The 17,020-nt window shown below is 68.4% G+C and carries 19 protein-coding genes; 13 read left to right on the top strand and 6 right to left on the bottom strand.

Going from position 1 to position 17,020, the window contains the following annotated elements; all coding sequences use genetic code 11:
* Positions 1–116 precede the first annotated feature (116 nt).
* Positions 117–1,139, top strand: a complete 1,023-nt coding sequence (locus tag G578_RS0119370; protein WP_028795658.1) for a TAXI family TRAP transporter solute-binding subunit — start codon at positions 117–119, stop codon at positions 1,137–1,139.
* A 142-nt stretch (positions 1,140–1,281) separates the two neighbouring features.
* Here the strand turns inward: G578_RS0119370 and G578_RS27140 are convergent, their stop codons facing one another.
* Positions 1,282–1,503: a hypothetical protein gene (locus G578_RS27140; protein ID WP_038015189.1), complete on the bottom strand. Its 222-nt coding sequence runs from the start codon at positions 1,501–1,503 to the stop codon at positions 1,282–1,284.
* Positions 1,504–1,639: 136 nt separating this feature from the next.
* Here G578_RS27140 and G578_RS28680 point away from each other — a divergent pair, with 136 nt between their 5' ends.
* Together G578_RS28680 and G578_RS0119355 are read left to right on the top strand one after the other, a co-directional pair.
* Positions 1,640–2,299, top strand: a complete 660-nt coding sequence (locus tag G578_RS28680; protein ID WP_028795657.1) for a class I SAM-dependent methyltransferase — start codon at positions 1,640–1,642, stop codon at positions 2,297–2,299.
* The gene (locus G578_RS0119355) at positions 2,296–3,348 is read left to right on the top strand and encodes an Ldh family oxidoreductase (protein WP_028795656.1); all 1,053 of its coding nucleotides are present in this window, start codon (positions 2,296–2,298) and stop codon (positions 3,346–3,348) included. The genes G578_RS28680 and G578_RS0119355 overlap by 4 nt, the downstream gene beginning before the upstream one ends.
* 177 nt (positions 3,349–3,525) lie before the next feature.
* Here the strand turns inward: G578_RS0119355 and G578_RS0119350 are convergent, their stop codons facing one another.
* Positions 3,526–4,353: a dienelactone hydrolase family protein gene (locus G578_RS0119350; RefSeq protein WP_028795655.1), complete on the bottom strand. Its 828-nt coding sequence runs from the start codon at positions 4,351–4,353 to the stop codon at positions 3,526–3,528.
* A 145-nt stretch (positions 4,354–4,498) separates the two neighbouring features.
* Here G578_RS0119350 and G578_RS0119345 point away from each other — a divergent pair, with 145 nt between their 5' ends.
* Positions 4,499–5,377 carry an endonuclease/exonuclease/phosphatase family protein gene (locus G578_RS0119345; protein ID WP_028795654.1) on the top strand — a complete coding sequence of 293 codons (879 nt, stop codon included), beginning with the start codon at positions 4,499–4,501 and terminating at the stop codon, positions 5,375–5,377.
* On the opposite strand, the gene G578_RS0119340 is transcribed toward G578_RS0119345, so the two are convergent.
* Positions 5,332–6,276 (bottom strand): DMT family transporter, encoded by a 945-nt coding sequence (locus G578_RS0119340; RefSeq protein WP_038015188.1) that lies wholly within the window; start codon positions 6,274–6,276, stop codon positions 5,332–5,334. The two genes, G578_RS0119345 and G578_RS0119340, sit on opposite strands and share 46 nt — an antisense overlap.
* Positions 6,277–6,343: 67 nt before the next feature.
* Here G578_RS0119340 and G578_RS0119335 point away from each other — a divergent pair, with 67 nt between their 5' ends.
* Positions 6,344–7,222 carry a sulfurtransferase gene (locus G578_RS0119335; protein WP_038015187.1) on the top strand — a complete coding sequence of 293 codons (879 nt, stop codon included), beginning with the start codon at positions 6,344–6,346 and terminating at the stop codon, positions 7,220–7,222.
* Positions 7,223–7,306: 84 nt separating this feature from the next.
* Here the strand turns inward: G578_RS0119335 and G578_RS0119330 are convergent, their stop codons facing one another.
* A complete protein-coding gene (locus G578_RS0119330; RefSeq protein ID WP_028795651.1) occupies positions 7,307–7,744 on the bottom strand; it encodes a GNAT family N-acetyltransferase in 438 nt (145 codons plus the stop codon).
* A 106-nt stretch (positions 7,745–7,850) separates the two neighbouring features.
* On the opposite strand from G578_RS0119330, the gene rpmH reads away from it, so the two are divergent.
* The 6 genes from rpmH to argB all read left to right on the top strand — a co-directional run bounded on the left by rpmH (position 7,851) and on the right by argB (position 12,186).
* Positions 7,851–7,985: a 50S ribosomal protein L34 gene (rpmH, locus tag G578_RS0119325; RefSeq protein ID WP_028795650.1), complete on the top strand. Its 135-nt coding sequence runs from the start codon at positions 7,851–7,853 to the stop codon at positions 7,983–7,985.
* Positions 7,986–8,025: 40 nt separating this feature from the next.
* Positions 8,026–8,385: a ribonuclease P protein component gene (gene rnpA / locus G578_RS0119320; RefSeq protein ID WP_028795649.1), complete on the top strand. Its 360-nt coding sequence runs from the start codon at positions 8,026–8,028 to the stop codon at positions 8,383–8,385.
* Complete coding sequence (gene yidD / locus G578_RS29210) at positions 8,385–8,717, top strand: membrane protein insertion efficiency factor YidD (RefSeq protein WP_084619029.1); 333 nt, start codon at positions 8,385–8,387, stop codon at positions 8,715–8,717. Before rnpA ends, yidD begins: the two co-directional genes overlap by 1 nt.
* Positions 8,714–10,474, top strand: a complete 1,761-nt coding sequence (gene yidC, locus G578_RS0119315) for a membrane protein insertase YidC (protein WP_028795648.1) — start codon at positions 8,714–8,716, stop codon at positions 10,472–10,474. The genes yidD and yidC overlap by 4 nt, the downstream gene beginning before the upstream one ends.
* Positions 10,471–11,136 (top strand): ribosome biogenesis GTP-binding protein YihA/YsxC, encoded by a 666-nt coding sequence (yihA, locus tag G578_RS0119310; RefSeq protein WP_028795647.1) that lies wholly within the window; start codon positions 10,471–10,473, stop codon positions 11,134–11,136. The genes yidC and yihA overlap by 4 nt, the downstream gene beginning before the upstream one ends.
* 138 nt (positions 11,137–11,274) lie before the next feature.
* Positions 11,275–12,186 carry an acetylglutamate kinase gene (gene argB / locus G578_RS0119305; RefSeq protein ID WP_028795646.1) on the top strand — a complete coding sequence of 304 codons (912 nt, stop codon included), beginning with the start codon at positions 11,275–11,277 and terminating at the stop codon, positions 12,184–12,186.
* A 34-nt stretch (positions 12,187–12,220) separates the two neighbouring features.
* Here argB and G578_RS27130 read toward each other — a convergent pair whose 3' ends face one another.
* Positions 12,221–13,456: a DUF2336 domain-containing protein gene (locus tag G578_RS27130; RefSeq protein WP_038015186.1), complete on the bottom strand. Its 1,236-nt coding sequence runs from the start codon at positions 13,454–13,456 to the stop codon at positions 12,221–12,223.
* 6 nt (positions 13,457–13,462) lie between these two features.
* Positions 13,463–15,166, bottom strand: coding sequence for a sensor domain-containing diguanylate cyclase (locus G578_RS27125; RefSeq protein ID WP_084619028.1), 1,704 nt, complete (start codon positions 15,164–15,166; stop codon positions 13,463–13,465).
* 224 nt (positions 15,167–15,390) lie between these two features.
* On the opposite strand from G578_RS27125, the gene G578_RS27120 reads away from it, so the two are divergent.
* Positions 15,391–16,062, top strand: a complete 672-nt coding sequence (locus tag G578_RS27120) for a pyrimidine 5'-nucleotidase (protein ID WP_038015185.1) — start codon at positions 15,391–15,393, stop codon at positions 16,060–16,062.
* Positions 16,063–16,149: 87 nt separating this feature from the next.
* On the top strand, positions 16,150–17,007 hold the full coding sequence (gene dapD, locus G578_RS0119285) for a 2,3,4,5-tetrahydropyridine-2,6-dicarboxylate N-succinyltransferase (RefSeq protein ID WP_028795645.1): 858 nt from the start codon (positions 16,150–16,152) through the stop codon (positions 17,005–17,007).
* Positions 17,008–17,020 lie beyond the last annotated feature (13 nt).

Genomic DNA, 17,020 nt, shown 5'->3' with positions numbered 1-17,020 from the left:
GATTAAGGGCGTCGCCGGTGTCGTCTCAAGGTCATCGGCGTTCCCTCCGCGGCGGCAGCCAGATTCTGGCCGACGACTCCACCGCGCAACCTGATCAAGGGAGCCGAAGCAGAAAGATGACGACCCTGGCCCGACTGTCCGTCGCCCTGCTCCTGCTTGTCCCTCTGCTGTCCGCCAGCCTGCCCGCCGCGTCCGCCCAGGAGCCGAAATTCTTCCGCATCGGCACCGGCGGGGTGAACGGCACCTACTATCCGATCGGCTCGATCATCGGCAACGCGATCTCCAACCCGCCCGGCTCCCGCGCCTGCGAGGCCGGCGGAAGCTGCGGCGTGCCCGGCCTAATCGGCATCGTGGTGTCGTCCAACGGCTCGGTGGCGAATATCGAGGCGATGGAGCGTGGCGAGATCGATTCCGGCTTCGCTCAGTCCGATGTGATCCACGCCGCCTATACCGGCACCGGCGCTTTCGCGGATCGCGCGCCGATGACCGACCTGCGGGTCATCGCCTCGCTCTATGCCGAGCACATGCAGCTGGTGGTCGGCGAGGACACCGCCATCACCACGCTGGCGGAACTGGCCGGCCACCGCGTTTCCCTGGACGAGCCCGGCTCGGGCACGCTGCTGCTGTCGACCGGTCTGCTGAATGCGGCAGGGATCGGGACCGGCGGCGTGATCGCCGAATACATGAAGCCCGGACCCGCGGCGAGCCTGATGTCCCGAGGCGAACTGGACGCCTTCTTCATCGTCGCCGGCGTACCCACCAATGCGGTGGCCGACCTGATGCGCGCGGGCAAGGCGCGGATCGTGCCCCTGTCCGGCCCCGCCGTGGAGACGCTGCTGGCGCGCCACGAGTTCCTCTCCCGGGTACCGATCCCGGCCGGCATCTACGGCAGCGACCAGAAGGAGATCGACACCTTCGGCGTCACCGCGCAGTGGGTTACCACCGCCAAGGCGTCGGAGGATCTGGTCTATGCCGTCTGCAAGGCGCTGTGGAACGACGCCACCCGCACCCTGCTGGATGGCGGTCATCCCGGCGGCAGGCAGATCCGGCTGACCTCGGCCCTGGACGGGGTCAACGTACCGCTGCATGCCGGCGCGGAGCGCTGCTACGCCGATCTCGAGAAGGCCGAGAAGAATTAGAACCGGGTCCAGGATCCGCGCGCGAAGGGGTTTCCCCGGCCGCCTTTGGAGGCTGGCCGGGGAAACAGCGCCGTGGGGGTGGGGGATCCCACGACACCTTCAAAAGCGACAAAACAGAGGATTTGCGTATCCGTCCCCCGGATCAGTGCACCGTGTCGGCCAAGCGCATCGCATGGCCGTGAATCTGGCGCCGGGTCGCTACGTCGAGGTCTTCGAACGAGGCCTGGGCCATCATCAGATCCACCGAACTCCCACTGTTAATGGCGCGCATGAGCGCCGTCGCAATCTTGGTTTCGTTGCCGACAATGTCGGCAACAGATTGAGATAGAAGGGCAAAAGCCTTATCAGTCACCATTCTGGTCATCGTCTTCCCTCTTTCTGAAGGACTGTAGGTGAGGGGAATTTATGTAAAGTTTTATCTAAAATCAAGGCAAAAGCTGCGGAACTCGGCCATTTCACCGGTTCCGCCTGTAACCTCTTGAGTCATGAGGACTTAGCGTATGGAAGATCCGATCGGCGGCCATCCGACCCGCGCCGAGCAACTCGACATCCTGGTGAGCGCCGCCGCCGCAGTGCTGCAGCCGGGCGACGCCCTGCTCGATCTCGGCTGCGGCACCGGCTATCTGGCCCATCTGCTGTTCCGGCGCCGCGACGATGTCGCGTTCGTCGGGCTGGACCGGAAGGGCGAGTCGCTGCAGGCGTCGCGCGATCGGTTCGGCGACCGGGCCCGGTTCGTCGAGGGGGACCTGGGCGACATCGGGTCGATCGAGATCGCCGGTGGGCCCTTCAAGGTGGTTGCCACCGCCCTGACCTTCCATGACCTCGATGACGGGGCCAAGCGGTCGGTGATCGCCTGGGCGGCCGAGCGGCTCGCCCCCGGCGGCGTGTTCCTGCTGTACGACCGGCTGCGGCTGACGGCGCCGTCGACCTTTCGACTTCAGCAGGCCGTCTGGGACCGAATCGAGAAGATCCACGGCCGGCCGATGCGCACCGCCGCAAGTTTCGCCGACTACGAGGCCGACCTGTCCCCGAGCAACCGGCCGGCGCGGCTCGACGATTACAGTCGGTGGTTTACCGAGCTCGGGCTTGAGCATCAGATACTGCATCTGCACGGTAACGTGGCATTGATCGCGGCCGCCAAGGGAGAGACGACGCCATGACAGAACACTACGCCGCCGAGGCGCTGATCGACTATGCCGAGGCCCTGTTCGCCGCGGCCGGCCTGGAGGCCGACAAGGCCGCCCTGGTGGCGCCGCTGATGGTGGAGGCCGACCTGATGGGGCATACCACCCACGGCCTGCAGCTCGTGGCGCCGTATCTGGCGGCCCTGGCCGACGGCTCGATGACGGCGGCCGGCGCCCCGGAGGTTCTGTCCGACCGTGGACCGGTGGTGGTGTGGGACGGCCGGCGGCTGTCCGGCGTGTGGCTGACGGCGACGGCGGTCGACCTGGCGGTGGAGCGGGCCCGGCAGTACGGAACCTGTACCGTCTCCATCCGCCGCGCCCATCACATCGCCTGCCTCGCCGCCTTCCTGGAGCGCGCGACGGCCCCGGGCATGATGGTGACCCTGACCTGCTCCGATCCGTCGGTGGCCAGCGTCGCCCCCTTCGGCGGCACCCGGGCGATCTACACGCCGGATCCGGTCGCGGTCGGCATCCCGACCTCCGGCGATCCGATCCTGATCGACATCTCCGCGTCGATCACCACCAACGGCCTGACCAACCGCCTGCACAAGGAGGGACGGAATCTCGAGCACGACTGGCTGATCGACGCCGACGGCAACCCGTCCAAGGATCCGTCGGTGCTGTTCACCGACCCGCCGGGCACGATCCTGCCGGTCGGCGGACTGGACCACGGCCACAAGGGCTACGGGCTGGCCCTGATCGTCGAGGCGCTGACCCAGGCTCTGTCCGGCCATGGCCGGGCCGATCCGCCCGAGGGTTGGGGCGCCGGCATCTGGGTGCAGGTCCAGGACCCGACGGCCTTTGCCGGCGCCGACGCCTTCACCCGCCAGACCGACCGGCTGGCCGAGCTGTGCCGCACCAACCCGCCGCGCCCGGGCGTGGAGGCCGTGCGGCTGCCGGGCGACGGCGCGCTGGCCCGCAAGCGCACGGCATTGGCGGACGGGGTGGCGCTGTATCCCGGGATCATTGAGGGTCTGGCGGAATGGGCCGGTAAGCTCGGGGTGGCGGCACCGACGCCGCTCTGAGGGGGATTCGCCTTTCCCTCTGCCCCTCCATTCACTCCCCGGATTCATTCCGGGGCCTACCGGTCGGCTTGCACTGAGTGTGCGGCGGAGTGGCTGACGCCCGCACCTCGCCCGACCGTGGCCCCCGGAATGAATCCGGGGAGTGAAGGAAAGTAAGAACGGGAAAGGGGGTGCCCTCTACTCCCGCGCCAGCCGCTTCAGCTTCGGCGACGGCACCACCCGGGCGAGGAAGTCGGCCACCGCTTCCTGCGCGTCGGCGCGGCGGAGCACGTGGTGGGTCGCGCCCTCGATCACCACCGACGAGGCATCGGCAAAGCCGTCCATGTCCTCGCCGCAGTCGCCGCGCAGGAACCAGCGGTCGAACCAGCGGTCCTCGGCGCTGACGACGGAGAGGACCGGGATCGCGTCCTCGCCCTTGACGCCCCAGAGCGGCGGCCACGGGATCTGGCAGGTCCAGCCCAGGATCACCCGGGCGGCGACGTCGTCGCCCGGATAGTTGGCCGTCGTCATGCCACCCTCGCTCTGGCCCATCAGGACGATCCGATCCGGGTCGACCCAGGGGAAGCGCTGCACCTGCCGGACCGCGAACTCGGCCTCCGCCAGCCGGAAGCCGATCACGCCCGGATGCGCGCCGGCGGATTTCGAGCGCCAGTCGCAGCTCGTCGGTTTGTAGGCGCGCGAGAAGCTGTCCGGCGCGATCACCGCGTATCCGAGGTCGCGCAGGAACTCCAGATCGACCCGATAGCCCCGGTGCAGGCCGTTGCAGCCATGCAGGAAGATCACCACCGGCAGGGTCGGCGCCAGCCGGGCGGATCGCAGCAGCGGCTCCACCTCGGCCATGTCGCCGGTGATGTCGGACATGGCCGGGTCGGCCGAGGAGAACGGCACCACCACCGTCGCCCCCTGCCAGGTGCGCGCCAGCTCGTCCGGCAGGTCGGCCGAACGGGACAGATAGCAGCCGGCCAGCAGGAGAAGGCCGAGGAGGGCGAGGACGGATCGGGTCATGGTAAAGGAATTGTCCTCACGCAGGCGTTCCGGCAAGAGGGAGGTGGTTTCACACGGCGGTCACACCCCGGCGCCATAGTGGCGGCCCTGCCCGCCTTCCTGCCCACCTGTCGTCATACCCGATCCACTGACCAAGGACCCACCGATGCGCCTCGTCATCGCCACCTACAACATCCAGTACGCCCTCGGCCAGGACGGCCGGTACGACATCGCCCGGATCGCCGACGCCGTCGCCGAGGCGGACATCGTCCTGTTCCAGGAAGTCACCCAGAACTGGACGCGCAACGACGGCGAGGATCAGGTGGCGGAACTGGCGGCGCGTCTGAACCGCCACGTGGTGTTCGGCTCGACCTTCGACAGCGACGCCAGCACCGTGGTGGACGGCAAGGTGGTCAACCGCCGGCGCACCTTCGGCAACATGATCGCCAGCCGCTGGCCGATCCTGTCCTCGCGCACCCAGCTCCTGCCGAAGCACGCCCTGCCGGAGACCATGGACGTGCAGCGCTGCGTGGTGGAGGGGATCTGCCAGACCCCGGCCGGTCCCATCCGCGCCTATTCGGTCCATCTGTCCCACATCTCCGCCGGACAGCGTCTGCCGCAGGTCGAGGTGCTGATGCGTTTCATCCGGGAGGCGCAGACCGACGCGCTGCCGGCCGACGGGCCGTTCCCGCAGGCGTGGGACGGTGACGCGGTGGAGGTGCCGCTGCCGGCAAGCGTGATCCTGGGCGGCGACTTCAACTGCACGGCGGACTCGCGGGAGATCGCCCTGGTCTGCGGCGAGATGGACCCGCATCGCGGCCGCCTGCGCCGGGCCGACCAGCTGGTGGACACGTTCGTCGCCGCCGGTCACGACCCGTTGGTCGCCTCGACCTTCTACACCCGCGAGACGGCCTACAAGATCGACCATCTGGTGGCGACGCCGGACCTCGCCGGCTCGGTCGTGCGGAGCTGGATCGGCGACAGCAAGGCCTCCGACCACTATCCGGTGTTCGTGGAACTCGACTGGGCGGGGGTGACGGTCTGACGGCCGCGCTCCCGCGCGGCGGCTTCCCGGCGGGCGATATAGATGGCGGCGGAGACGATGATCGCCGCCCCGACCCAGGTCCAGATCTCCGGTACCTCGGAGAACAGCGCGAAGCCGATCAGCGCCGACCACAGGAGCTGGACGTAGCGGGCCGGCGCGATCGCCGAGATCTCTCCGACCTTGAAGCCCTGGACCATGGCCAGGTGCCCCAGGGTTGCCAGGCCGGCGATGACGATGATCAGGAACCATTCCTCCGGGCTCGGCCATTTCCACACGGAGATGGCCGGTCCCATGGTCACCAGGGTGACGATGACCGAGAGATAGGCAACCACGGCCGGGCCGGATTCCTTGCGGGTCAGCGCCTTTGCCACGAGGTCGGAGAAGGCGAAGAGCGGGGCGGCGATCAGCATGGCGATCGCCCCGGGATCGACGTTGGCGAACCCGGGCCGCACGATGATCAGCGCCCCCATCAGGCCGACGACGACGGCGGTGATGCGCGGCAGCCGGATGCGCTCGCCGAGGAACAGAGCGGCGCCGACGGTGGCGAAGACCGGGGCGGTGAAGCCGATGGCGGTGACCTCCGCCAGCGGGATCCGCGACATGGCGTAGAACCAGAGCATGACGCCGGTGCCGTGCATCAGGCCGCGTCCCAGATGCAGCTTCCACTGCATGGCCCGCAGGTCGACGGCGGTGACCCGCAGGAAGAACGGCGTCAGGAACAGCAGCCCGAAACCGTAGCGCAGGAACGAGGCCTGGATCGGGTCCATGGTGGTGCCGACCAGCCGCACCAGCGCCATGAAGCTGGAGAAGATCAGGCCGGACAGGACGATCCAGAACATGCCCTGTACATTGCGGGGCACGGCATCGAAGGCGGCACGGATTTGTGCGACGGAAGGCATCCGGTACAGTCCGGTGAGAGGCGGCGCGAGAGACGCCACCGGAGACATCAAGGGGAGCACGCGGACAATGGCCGGATCAAGCACTTACGCCCTGCGCGACACATTGGTGAGCACCGACTGGCTGGCCGGCGCCCTGGATCGGGGCGAGGTGCGGGTGTTCGACTGCACCTGCTTTCTGGTGCCGGATCCCAAGACCACCCTGCGCGCCGAAAGCGGTCGCCCCGCCTATGAGGAGGCGCATATTCCGGGTGCCGGGTTCCTCGACATCATGGGCGACTTCTCCGATCCCGCGGGCCGGTTCCGCTTCACCATGCCGGCGCCGGAGCGCCTGGCCGAGGTGTTCGGCACCCATGGCATCGGCGACGACACGGCGGTGGTGCTCTACGCCGCCGACAATCCGAGCTGGGCGACCCGGTTCTGGTGGATGCTGCGGGTCGCCGGCTTCGACAATGCGGCGGTGCTGGACGGCGGTCTGAAGAAATGGCGCGCCGAGGGCCGTCCGGTCGAGCGTGGGGCGGTGTCCCTGCCGCCGGCGACCCTGACCCCGCATCCCCGTCCGGAGCTGGTGGTGGGCCGCGACGGCGTGCTGGCGGCGGTCGGCGATCCGGGGGTGTGCATCGTCAACGCCCTGTCCGAGGCACAGCACAAGGGCGAGGGGGCGCATTACGGCCGGCCGGGCCGGATCGCCGGCTCGACCAACGTGCCGTCGGCGACGCTGCTCGATCCGGAGACCAACGCCTTCAGGCCGGCGGCGGAGATCGAGGCGGCCCTGCGCGCGGCGGGCGCCATGGAGGCGGCCCGGGTGGTGCCCTATTGCGGCGGCGGCATCGCCGCTTCGGTCACCACCTACTGGCTGACCCGGCTGGGCAAGGAGAACGTGGCGCTTTACGACGCCTCCCTGTCGGAATGGGTGTCCGACGAGGCGCTGCCGATGGAGGTCGGGTGAGGTCTGCCAATGCCATTTCCCCCTCTCGTTTTCCCGAACTCGTTTCGGGATGACGGGCAAAGGGATAAAAGAGGACGGGACCGCTCACCCGCCGTCCAGCCGCTTCTTCATGTGATACAGCACGGTCCCGATCGGCCGGTCCTCCAGCACGCCGTAGACCGCGTAGCCCATCCGCTCGTAGAACGGCCGCGCGTCCACGGTCCGCAGATAGGCGACCACCGCTTCGTGCCCGCGCGCGAATTGCTCCAGCCGTTCCATCAGGCCGCTTGCGATGCCCTTGTGGCGGTGCGCCTCGTCGACCCAGAGCAGCTCGACCTCCAGCCCGTTCCAGTACACATCGCCCCGGACGCCGCCGATCACCGCACCGCCCGCGTCCCGGGCGAAGACCGCGGCGGGCATGTCCGCCGTTTCGTCCGGCAGGCCGGGCAGGCGCGACACTTCGTAGCGCCGCATCCCGGCCTTCAGGACGGCGAGGTCGGCGGCCTCCGGTGCGGTGGTCAGGGCGAGACTGAAATCGGCCATGGCGGCATGAAGCGAGGGTGGGGTCGTTGACAGGTCGGGAAGCAGCCTATATACACCCGCGCTCGCTATATCGAGCATCATTCAGTCGACGTGACGGAGGCTTCCCGTGAAGCGCACTTATCAACCGAGCGTTCTGGTCCGCAAGCGCCGCCACGGCTTTCGCTCCCGCATGGCCACGGTCGGCGGTCGCAACGTGATCCGCGCCCGCCGGGCCAAGGGCCGCAAGCGCCTGTCCGCGTAGATCCTCGCGATCTGCGCTACCCAGGCCGGAGAGTGACGGCATGCGCGCGTCGGGCTCCGCCAAGTTAGAGATACTGCCGGCCAGGAAGGATTTCCTGGCCGTTGCGCGTGGGCGCAAGGTGGCCGCACCCGGTCTGGTCCTGCAGATGCGGGTCCGCGAGGATGCCGATGCACCCGCCCGCGTCGGCTATACCGCCAGCCGCAAGGTCGGCAACGCCGTGGCGCGCAACCGGTCGCGACGGCGCCTGCGGGCCGTGGTCAACGACGTCCTCGCCGCCCGTGCGATGCCGGGTCGCGACTATGTCCTGATCGCCCGCGCGGCCACCGCCGGGCGTCCATACGACGACCTTGTGGCGGATCTCGCCGGCGCGCTCGACCGCATCGAAAAGAAGGGTCGGTGATGGCACCTGGGCCGCTCAGCAGGCTCGCTCGGACCGCCGCCCTGGCGCCTGTCTATTTCTACCGCTACGTCCTGTCGCCCTTTTTCGCCGGTTCGTGCCGCTACGCCCCGAGCTGCTCGGCATACGCGGTGGAGGCGGTTCAGACACACGGGGTCTTGCGCGGCGGCCTTCTAGCCCTTAGACGCTTCGCAAGATGCCATCCCTGGGGAGGCGCCGGCTATGATCCGGTGCCGCCGCTCGCCGCGAGCGACCCCCGGACCATGACCGCCTATCCGGCGGAAAAGACCCGCGCCCGCACCGCCCGCGCCAGTACCGACGGAAGCGTTCTATGAGCGACCAGAAGAACATGATCCTAGCGATCGCCCTCTCCGTGGTGATCCTGATCGGTTTTCAGTTCCTAGCCGCGGAGTTCGGGTGGACCCCGACCGCCCCGTCGCAGCAGGCTATAGAGCAGGGCGCCGATCCGACCCCGGGTGTCGGCTCCGACGCGCCGGTTCCGCCGACGGACTCCAGCACCTCGCCGGCACCGTCCGCTGCCCCGGCGATCACCCCGGGCGGTCAGACCGATCGCGCGGCGGCCCTGGCGGCGACCCCGCGCATCGAGATCAACACCCCGACCATCGACGGCTCGATCTCCCTGGTGGGCGCGCGCATCGACGACGTGGTGCTGGACGATTACCAAGTGACCCTGGACCCGAACAGCGAGCACATCCACCTGCTCGAGCCGACCAACTACGTGCGGCCCTACTACGCTGAATTCGGCTGGGTGGCCGCTCCGGGCTCCAACCTGGCGCTGCCCGGGCCGAAGACCCAGTGGGAGACCGACGCGACGGAGCTGGCGCCCGGCTCGCCGGTGACGCTGACCTGGACCAGTCCCCAGGGCCTGACCTTCAAGCGGACCATCGGCGTCGACGACGGCTACCTGTTCACCATCACGGACACGGTGACCAACGGCAGCGACGCGGCCCAGGAGCTGTTCCCCTACGGTCTGATCAGCCGGGGCGGCCTGCCGGAGACCACCGGCTTCTACATCCTGCATGAAGGCCCGCTCGGCGTGTTCGACGACACTCTGAAGGAGGTCGACTACGGCGATCTTCAGGAGGACGGCGACCAGGAGGCGAGATCAGCGGGCGGCTGGATCGGCATCACCGACAAATACTGGCTGGCGGCCCTGGTGCCGGACCAGCAGGCCGAGTGGAGCTACAAGTTCCGCCACTCCATGCGCAATCAGAACGACCGCTTCCAGGTCGACTATCTCGGCGGCGCGACCTCGGTGGCCGCGGGCGGCGAGGTCACCAACACCTCGCATTTCTTCGCCGGCGCCAAGCGCCTCGACCTGCTCGACAAGTACGAGGAGCAGATCGGCGCGCCGAGCTTCGACCTCGCCATCGACTTCGGCTGGTTCTACTTCCTGACCAAGCCGTTCTTCATCGTGCTGACCTGGCTGCACGGCATCCTGGGCAATTTCGGCCTGGCGATCCTGGCGCTGACCGTGGTCATCAAGCTGATCTTCTTCCCGCTGGCCAACAAGTCCTACAAGTCCATGGCCAAGATGAAGGAGCTGACGCCGAAGCTGCAGGAGATGCGCGAGAAGTATGGCGACGACCGCCAGCGTCTCAATGAGGAGATGATGGCGATGTACAAGCGGGAGAAGGTCAATCCCGCCGCCGGCTGTCTGCCGATCGTGGTGCAGATCCCGGTGTTCTTCTCGCTCTACAAGGTGCTGTTCGTCAGCATCGAGATGCGTCACTCGCCGTTCTACGGCTGGATCCGAGACCTGTCGGCGCCGGATCCGACCACGCTCTTCAACCTGTTCGGCCTGATTCCCTGGTCGCCGCCGGCGATGCTGATGATCGGCGCCTGGCCGGTCCTGATGGGCCTGACCATGTACCTGCAGCAGCGCCTCAACCCGCAGCCGGCCGACCCGGTGCAGGCCAAGGTCTTCATGTTCCTGCCGCTGCTGTTCACCTTCCTGCTGTCCAGCTTCGCCGCCGGCCTGGTGATCTACTGGACCTGGAACAACCTGCTGTCGATCCTGCAGCAGTGGGTGATCATGAAGCGCATGGGCGTGAAGAACGCGCTGTCGTGACGGGCGGGCCGGTCCACGACACCCCCGACGCGCCGTCCCAGGCGGAGCTGGAGGCGGCGCGGGTGCTGTTCGCCCAGGAGTGCGGCTTCGTGGCCGCCGCGGCGACGATCCCGCAGCTGCCGCCGGAGACCCTGCCGGAAGTCGCCTTTGTCGGCCGTTCCAATGTCGGTAAGTCGAGCCTGGTCAACGCGCTCACCGGCCGCAAGACCCTGGCCCGGACCTCGAACACTCCGGGGCGGACCCAGGAGGTCATCTTCTTCGACCTGGGCGGCCGGCTGATGCTGGTCGACCTGCCGGGATACGGCTACGCCAAGGTGTCCAAGGCCAAGCAGGCGATCTGGACCGATACGCTGTTCGCCTATCTGCGCGGCCGGCCGACCCTGCAGCGGGTCAGCATGCTGATTGACGGCCGCCACGGCCTGAAGGAGCTGGACACCGAGGCCATGGACATGCTGGACCGCGCGGCGCTGTCCTATCAGGTGGTGCTGACCAAGGGCGACAAGGTGAAGCCGGACGAGATGGCGGCGATGATCGAGAAGACGTCCGCCGCTCTGAAGCGTCACCCGGCGGCCCATCCGATCGTGCTGGCGACCAGCAGCGAGACCGGTGCCGGCATTCCCGAGCTGCGCGCCGAGCTGGCTCGCTTCGCCAATCCGGCCTGACCGGACCACCCCGCATTTCCCCGATTGCCGGACCGAGCGGCCCGGCCCGATTGTGCCGGAGCTGACGGGGGTGCTTTGCGGGACGGGCGCGGCGCTCTATAACCGCAGGCCGGTTTTCTATTGGAGGGAAGGAGCGCCATGACCAGCAAGCCGATCGACCTCAAGCGGCGGGCCGAATGGCTGTCGAAGGCGGGCATCCTGACGGAGGCGCTCCCCTTCATGCGCCGATATTCCGGCAAGACGGTCGTCATCAAGTACGGCGGCCATGCCATGGGCGACAACGATCTGGCGCTGAAATTCGCCGCCGACATGGTCCTGCTGCAGCAGGTCGGCATGAACCCGGTCGTGGTGCATGGCGGCGGCCCGCAGATCGGTAAGATGCTGGAACGGCTGGCGATCAAGAGCGAGTTCATCGACGGTCTGCGGGTCACCGATCAGGCGACGGTCGAGATCGTCGAGATGGTGCTGTCCGGCGCGATCAACAAAGGCATCGTCGCCGCCATCAATCAGGCCGGCGGCCGCGCCATCGGCCTGTCCGGCAAGGACGGCGGCCTGATCCGGGCGGAGAAGCTGCGCCGCACCAAGGTCGATCCCGACAGCAACATCGAGAAGGTGCTCGACCTGGGCTTCGTGGGCGAGCCGACCAAGGTGGACGGCTCGCTGCTGAAGTCGCTGGTGTCCCAGAACCTGATCCCGGTGGTCGCGCCGATCGGTCTCGGCGCCGAGGGCGAGACCTTCAACATCAACGCCGATACGGCCGCCGGCGCCGTCGCCGCCGCGGTCGACGCCAGCCGCTTCATGCTGCTGACCGACGTGGAGGGGGTGCTGGACAAGGACCGCCGCCTGATCCCGGAGCTTACCGTGCCCCAGGCCCGCGCGCTGATCGCCGACGGCACGATTTCCGGCGGCATGATCCCGAAGATCGAGACCTGCATCGAAGCCGTCGAAGGCGGCGCCGAAGGGGCGGTGATCATCGACGGCCGGGTCCAGCACGGCGTGCTGCTGGAACTCTTCACCAGTCACGGCATGGGCACCTGGATCCGCGGCTGACCCGGACCCGCCCCACGATCTTCTCTAGCGGCGGTCAGGCGCTCTGGCCGCCGTCGAACATGCCGAGCTGCCAGAGCATGTCCTCTTCGCTGAGCGGATAGCTGCCGCGCTGACCGCGCAGCATGTCCCGGTCGGCGATATAGGCGAGGCGCTGCTGGAGCTGCTCGGCGAAGCCCATGCTGAGCCCGGCCTTCCAGGACAGGGCGGTCACCGCCTTGGCGCTGCCCGAATTCAGGATCGAGTGGACGATCGGCTCCTTGTAGCCGGTGCGCACCGCCAGGGACGAGATCACCTTGGCGCGGCGGCCCGAGGCCACGGCCTGGGCCAGGTCGTCCTCCGACAATCCGCCGCCCTGGCTCTGGCCGCCGCCTTCCTCCAGCCGCTGGGCCATCACCGTCTGCAGGTGCTTGGACGTCTCCGGGTCGAGGTCGGAGCGTTTGGAGAGCTGCTCGACCAGGGCGTTGGCGACGAATTCCGAGAGCTTCCCGATCTGCCGGCCCGCCAGCTTCGGGCGTGAGACCAGCGGCGCGTGCCAACTCGGCTTCGGCGGCGCACTCTCGATCAGCCGGTCCAGAGTTTCCTCGCGGATCTGGGCGGACTCGTTGCCGAGCAGCACGGCGATCGCCGCGTCGTCGCCGCTGGTGGCGATCGCGTCGGTGACCTTGGAGGAGACGCCCTGGCGTCGGGAGATCGCGCTGACGGACCCGGTGTGCGACGGCTCGTTGATGACGTCCACCAGGAAGTCGTCGCTCAGCAGGCTGGAATGCTCCAGCACCGGCCCCGCCACCTCGATGGCGGCGTCGCGGGCCAGCACCTCGATCACGCCGGTGATCACCTCGGGCGGCGCGCTATCCACGTCCTTGATCGATTCCGCCAGCCGGGCGCGCACCTTGACCGCCGCGTCCAGGGCCAGCGCCTCCAGCATGTTGATGGTCAGCAGCCGCTGCGGGCCCCGACGCTCGTCGATCACGTCGGGGGCGAGAACGCCGATCTTCTCGGCGACCGCGCAGCGCACGGCCTCGTCGTCGTCCTGGGCCAGGAAATCATCGGCCTGGCGCGGCGTGTTGATGTTGGCGGCGACCACCCGGCGCACGGCAGGGTCGGCATCCTCGGCCAGGAAGAACAGCAGTTCCGGCGGCACGTCGCTGCGCGCGGCCAGCGTGCAGCGTTCGGGCACGGTGCCGGTGCGCGCGATCTCCATCGACTGGGCGAGGGTCTGCTTGTCGGCGGTCTGGTCGTCGGACCGGCGGCGCGGTGTCGGCTTGGTCACGGTTCCTCACCCATGCGGTTCGTTGGCGGCTTTGGCGTCGGCGTCCGGAGCGATCCGGTACCAGCCTTTTCCACCATGCTTGATTTCGTACATCACTGCGTCGGCCCGTTCGATCAGGTGCTGGCGGCTCTCGCCGGATCCGGGCAGATAGATCGCCATGCCGATGGACAGGCCGACGGGATGGTCCGGTGTTCCCGAATACTGCAGCAGTTCCTTGCCGGTCTCCAAGATCCACTCTGCACGGGCGGGCGCATCCGGCGCGCCGACCCCCTCCATCCACAGGGCGAACTCGTCGCCGCCGAGGCGGGCGATCAGGTCGCCGGGCCTGGCCTGGCGGTTCAGGATGTCGGACAGATGGATCAGCGCCTGATCCCCGACCTGATGCCCCTTCGTGTCGTTGACCTTCTTGAAGTTATCCAGGTCGACATAGGTGAGCGTCCCGGGGGTCGGGTCGCCGGCGGCCAGCCGCCGGGTGATCGCGTCGTCGAAGGCCCGGCGGTTCAGCAGGCCCGTCATGGCATCGGTGGTCGACAGCCGCTCCAGATGCTGGTGGGCGGCGGCCTGATGCAGGGCGATGCCGAGCTGGTCCGACAGGTCGGCGATCAGCCGGGCGTCGTCGTCGCTCCAGTCCGCGGTGTCTCCGACCCGCCACAGCATCACGGCACCGTTGATCTCGTGGTGGTGCGACAGCTGGTGGGCGAGGGCCGCCCCGATGTCATAGGCCTCGACCACCGGTTCCCGGCTCGCCGTGATGCGCTCGCGCATCTCCTCCACGATGGCACCGGGCACGGGAATGCCCACCGCGGCGGCCAGCCGCATGCCGGCGCCGGGCAGGATCCGGTAGACCGAGCAGCCGTCCGCATTGCCGCCGCGGAACACCGCCTCGGCGGCGATGGACAGCATCCGGTCGGGATCGGTCTCGTCGCGGATCGCCCGCATGATATGGGCGGTCAGCCGCTGGCGCGCGCCGACCCGGGCCAGCTCCATGTCGCGCTGGCGGTCGTCGGTCACGTCGCGGCACACCCCGCGCGCGCCGGCCCAGCTTCCATCCGGCGCGTATAGGGGCGCGGCGGCCGTTTCCAGGCGCGCTTCGCTGCCATCGGCCCGCCGGAAGGTGATCTCCATCTCCTGGCGCGCCTCGCGGGTCTGGAACGGGCTGTCGACGGTGACGCCGGGCGGGGCGATCAGGAAGCCGTCGGCCCGCCGGCCGATCAGGTCGGCCGCCGCCCATCCGATGCCGCCATGGGGCGAGACGAAGACGAAGCGGCCCTGGGCGTCGGTCTCCCAGACGAGGTCGGCGGAGATTTCCACCAGATCGCGGTAGCGCTGGCGCGAGTCGACCAGAGCGGAGCGCAGGTTGCGGTCGACCGAGACGTCGCGGCCGATCAGCAGGACCGCGCCGTCCTCGCCCACGGGCATGGCCGAGAAGCTGGTGGCGCTCGTCGACGCGCCGTCGGTGTCGCGCGATTCGATCACCGCGGAGATGCCGCGTCCGGCACGTCGGGCCTCGGCGATCAGCGAGCCGATATCGGGAAGGTCGCCCAGCCGGCGGGCGAGATCCGCTCCGGCCATGTTGCGGGCCTGCACGCCGTTGTCGCTGCCGACCAGGATCGCGGGACCGTCGGCCAAGGCGAACGGGCCGGTCGACACCATTCTCGCGACCAGTGCCTCTTCCGGTGCTTCAACGGCCGTCTCGCCCGATCCGCTCATGCGTCCACCTTACCCGGTCACCGCTCGATCCGCATTCCACTGCATTATCGTCATGGCAGCGGACCCGCTCCAGGTCTAGTGCATTTGTCGCAAATGGTGCCGGGGCGGGCCGTGGCGAGACGGTGACTGGGGCGAGACGGTGACGGGGGCGGGCATCGTGGGTATTGTCGCGAACAGCCTGGGACCAGCGCGCCCAGATCCTTACCCGGTGCCCAGGACGCTGCATGCTCGCCAAGACCATCGACTGCTGGATCTTCGATCTCGACAACACGCTGTACCCGGCGCGTTCCAACCTGTTCGTCCAGGTCTCCGCCCGGATGACCGAGTTCATCAAGGACCGCTTCGATCTGGAACACGAGCCGGCCCGCGAGCTGCAGCGCGACCTGTTCCGGCGCCACGGCACCACCCTGCGCGGGCTGATGACCGAGCATGGGGTCGACCCCGCGCCGTTCCTCGACTTCGTGCATGACATCGATGTCAGCATCATCGACCCGGCGCCGGAGCTGGACGACCTGCTGACCCGGCTGCCCGGGCGCAAGGTGATCTACACCAACGGCTCGGTCGGCCATTTCGAGCGGGTGGCGAAGCGCCTGGGCGTCGACCACCATTTCGACCATGTCTACGACATCGTCGCCTCCGACTATTCGCCGAAGCCGGACCCGGTGCCCTACGACAAGCTGATCAGGCTGCTGGACATCGATCCCACGCGCACCGCGATGGTCGAGGACATGGCCAAGAACCTGAAGCCGGCGGCCGATCTGGGCATGACCACGGTCTGGCTGAAGAGCGATTTCGACTGGGCGACCGACGGCGCCGACCAGCCCCATGTGCATCATGTGGCCGAGGATGTGATCAGCTTCCTGCGCACCGTCGTCGACTCCGACGCACAGTCGTGACGCGCATCGCGTTGACAGCCTTCCGGCCCCCCGCCATTGTGCCGCGGACCTGCGGAATTCCGACCTTTCGACAAGAGCCGAGACCCCATGACCTCTGATCTTCAAACCGTCATCGACGCCGCCTGGGAAACCCGAGACAGCATCACCGTCTCCACCAAGGGCGAGGTCCGCGACGCCGTCGAGGCGGCGCTGGAAGGGCTGGACAACGGCTCGATCCGTACCGCTCAGCCCGAGGGCAATCATCAGTGGACGGTCAACCAGTGGGCCAAGAAGGCGGTGCTGCTGTCGTTCCGGCTGAACGACATGGTGGTTGTCCCCGGCGGCCCCGAGGATCCGGAGCGCGGCCCGTCGGTGTGGTGGGACAAGGTCCCGTCCAAGTTCGCCGGCTGGGGCGAGAACCGGTTCCGCGAGGCCGGCTTCCGCGCCGTGCCGAACTGCGTCGTGCGCCGCTCCGCCTACATCGCGCCGGGCGTGGTGCTGATGCCGAGCTTCGTGAACCTGGGCGCCTATGTCGACAAGGGCACCATGGTCGACACCTGGGCCACGGTCGGCTCCTGCGCCCAGATCGGCAAGAACGTGCACCTGTCCGGCGGCGTCGGCATCGGCGGCGTGCTCGAGCCGCTGCAGGCCGATCCGGTGATCATCGAGGACAACTGCTTCATCGGCGCGCGCAGCGAGGTCGTCGAGGGCGTGATCGTCGAGGAGGGCGCGGTGCTCTCCATGGGCGTGTTCATCTCCAAGTCGACCCGCATCATCAACCGCGAGACCGGCGAGGTCCATATCGGCCGGGTGCCGGCGTTCTCGGTCGTGGTGCCGGGCTCGATGCCGGGCAAGCCGCTGCCGGACGGCACGCCGGGTCCGTCCCTGTCCTGCGCGGTGATCGTCAAGACGGTCGACGCCCAGACCCGGTCGAAGACTTCCATCAACGAACTGCTGCGCGACTGATCGCGAGGAGCAC

Source organism: Thalassobaculum salexigens DSM 19539 (genome assembly GCF_000423805.1).
Lineage (GTDB): Bacteria > Pseudomonadota > Alphaproteobacteria > Thalassobaculales > Thalassobaculaceae > Thalassobaculum > Thalassobaculum litoreum.
The sequence above is the reverse complement of the archived record's forward strand: the minus strand, read 5'-3'. Positions and strand labels throughout refer to the sequence as shown.

Coding starts and splice junctions, on each gene's coding strand:
- G578_RS0119370 (WP_028795658.1), top strand. CDS start 117: ATGACGACCCTGGCCCGACTGTCCGTCGCCCTGCTCCTGCTTGTCCCT.
- G578_RS27140 (WP_038015189.1), bottom strand. CDS start 1,503: ATGACCAGAATGGTGACTGATAAGGCTTTTGCCCTTCTATCTCAATCT.
- G578_RS28680 (WP_028795657.1), top strand. CDS start 1,640: ATGGAAGATCCGATCGGCGGCCATCCGACCCGCGCCGAGCAACTCGAC.
- G578_RS0119355 (WP_028795656.1), top strand. CDS start 2,296: ATGACAGAACACTACGCCGCCGAGGCGCTGATCGACTATGCCGAGGCC.
- G578_RS0119350 (WP_028795655.1), bottom strand. CDS start 4,353: ATGACCCGATCCGTCCTCGCCCTCCTCGGCCTTCTCCTGCTGGCCGGC.
- G578_RS0119345 (WP_028795654.1), top strand. CDS start 4,499: ATGCGCCTCGTCATCGCCACCTACAACATCCAGTACGCCCTCGGCCAG.
- G578_RS0119340 (WP_038015188.1), bottom strand. CDS start 6,276: ATGCCTTCCGTCGCACAAATCCGTGCCGCCTTCGATGCCGTGCCCCGC.
- G578_RS0119335 (WP_038015187.1), top strand. CDS start 6,344: ATGGCCGGATCAAGCACTTACGCCCTGCGCGACACATTGGTGAGCACC.
- G578_RS0119330 (WP_028795651.1), bottom strand. CDS start 7,744: ATGGCCGATTTCAGTCTCGCCCTGACCACCGCACCGGAGGCCGCCGAC.
- rnpA (WP_028795649.1), top strand. CDS start 8,026: ATGCGCGCGTCGGGCTCCGCCAAGTTAGAGATACTGCCGGCCAGGAAG.
- yidD (WP_084619029.1), top strand. CDS start 8,385: ATGGCACCTGGGCCGCTCAGCAGGCTCGCTCGGACCGCCGCCCTGGCG.
- yidC (WP_028795648.1), top strand. CDS start 8,714: ATGAGCGACCAGAAGAACATGATCCTAGCGATCGCCCTCTCCGTGGTG.
- argB (WP_028795646.1), top strand. CDS start 11,275: ATGACCAGCAAGCCGATCGACCTCAAGCGGCGGGCCGAATGGCTGTCG.
- G578_RS27125 (WP_084619028.1), bottom strand. CDS start 15,166: ATGAGCGGATCGGGCGAGACGGCCGTTGAAGCACCGGAAGAGGCACTG.
- G578_RS27120 (WP_038015185.1), top strand. CDS start 15,391: ATGCTCGCCAAGACCATCGACTGCTGGATCTTCGATCTCGACAACACG.
- dapD (WP_028795645.1), top strand. CDS start 16,150: ATGACCTCTGATCTTCAAACCGTCATCGACGCCGCCTGGGAAACCCGA.